A 1755-nucleotide genomic window follows, 5' to 3' on the forward strand; every position below is an offset into this window, starting at 1 on the left:
AGATATGGCGCGTAACGAACTTAAAAGTTATAAGCAGCTTCCTGTAAATTTCTATCAAATTCAAACCAAATTCCGTGATGAAATTCGTCCACGTTTTGGTGTAATGCGTTCACGTGAGTTCATCATGAAAGATGCTTATTCTTTCCATGCAACTCAAGAGTCGTTACAAGAAACTTATGACGTGATGTACGACACCTATAGCCGTATTTTCACTCGTTTAGGTTTAGATTTCCGTCCAGTACAAGCCGACACAGGTTCTATTGGTGGTTCAGCTTCACACGAATTCCACGTATTGGCTGCTAGTGGTGAAGATGACATCGCATTTTCAACTGAATCTGATTATGCAGCAAACGTTGAAATGGCTGAGGCTGTTTTAGTGGGTGAACGTGCAGCACCGACACAAGAATTTAAATTGGTTGAAACACCAAACCAAAAAACGATTGATGATGTATGTCAGTTCTTAAATGCTGATCCAAAGCAATCGGTTAAAGCTTTATTGGTTCAAGGTGTTGCTGACGAAAAAGGTAATGTTCCTGTTGTTGCTCTATTTGTACGCGGTGACCACGAACTGAATGAGATTAAAGCTGAGAAGCATCCTTTAGTGGCTGCACCTCTTACTTTTGCAACTGAAGCTCAACTTCAAGCATTTGGTTTAACTGCTGGCTTTACAGGTCCACAAGGTTTAGTCGAAAAAGGCTTAACTGTAATTGTTGACCGCGCTGCATCTGTTCTTTCAGATTTCATTGCTGGTGCAAATGAAGCTGATAAACATGCTGTGGGCGTAAACTGGGAACGTGATGCGCAAATTACTGAAGTTTTTGATTTGCGTAATGTCGTTGAAGGTGATCCATCTCCAGACGGTAAAGGCACACTACAAATTAAACGCGGTATTGAAGTAGGTCATATTTTCCAGCTTGGTACTAAATACTCTGAAGCTTTAGGCTGTAAAGTTCTAGGTGAAGATGGTAAACCATTTACAGTAACCATGGGATGCTACGGTATTGGCGTAACTCGTGTTGTTGCAGCTGCAATTGAACAAAACTACGATGACAAAGGTATTATGTGGCCACAAGCCATTGCACCTTTTGAAATTGCAATTGTTCCGATGAATGCGCACAAATCACTACGCACTCTTGAAGCAGCAGAAGCACTTTATGCAGAACTTCAAGCTCAAGGTTTTGATGTGTTGCTTGACGACCGTAACGAACGTCCGGGCGTTAAGTTCTCTGACCTTGAATTGATGGGTATTCCACACCGTATTGTGATTGGTGAAAAAGGTCTTGATGCTGGTACTTTTGAATATAAAGGCCGTCGCGATGCTGAAGCGAGCAATTTAACGAAAGAAGAACTTTTAGCTAAGTTAGCGCGTTAATAAATAGACAAATAAAAAAGCAGCTTTTAGAAGCTGCTTTTTTTAACTCAATTTTTATGCCTGAACCGTTAAGTCTTTAATAGTTGTCGATGAACCATTGGTTTTAACAGACTCAATTCCTTTATCACGTGAAGCTTCGCTCGCATAGAATTGACTTGTGCCAATAATTTGATGATTTGCAGCTTTTAAATTGAAATAAGGTTTCCCATTCTTTGCAGTTAAACGCTCATATCGTGCGTCATCACCACTATTTTTCTGAATTGATTCAATACCATTTACCGCAGAAGCTTTAGCCTTATATAGCTCACTATTTAGAATAGGTTCACCATTTCCTGCCTTTAAAATAAAGCGGTATTGTCCATCACTCGCTAGTGAAATTTCGT

General features: G+C 40.1%; 2 protein-coding genes. One reads left to right on the forward strand and one right to left on the reverse strand.

Features of this window, described 5'->3' with window-relative positions:
- Positions 1 to 1372, forward strand: a 1372-nt coding sequence (proS, locus tag UC75_RS15315) for a proline--tRNA ligase (protein ID WP_228137419.1), incomplete at its 5' end; no start/stop codon positions are given.
- 54 nt (positions 1373 to 1426) lie between these two features.
- On the opposite strand, the gene UC75_RS19035 is transcribed toward proS, so the two are convergent.
- Positions 1427 to 1755: YegP family protein (locus tag UC75_RS19035; RefSeq protein WP_128825316.1), on the reverse strand; the 329-nt coding region annotated here is incomplete at its 5' end.

Origin of the sequence: Acinetobacter sp. V2 (assembly GCF_001188385.1) — a bacterium.
GTDB lineage: Bacteria > Pseudomonadota > Gammaproteobacteria > Pseudomonadales > Moraxellaceae > Acinetobacter > Acinetobacter oleivorans.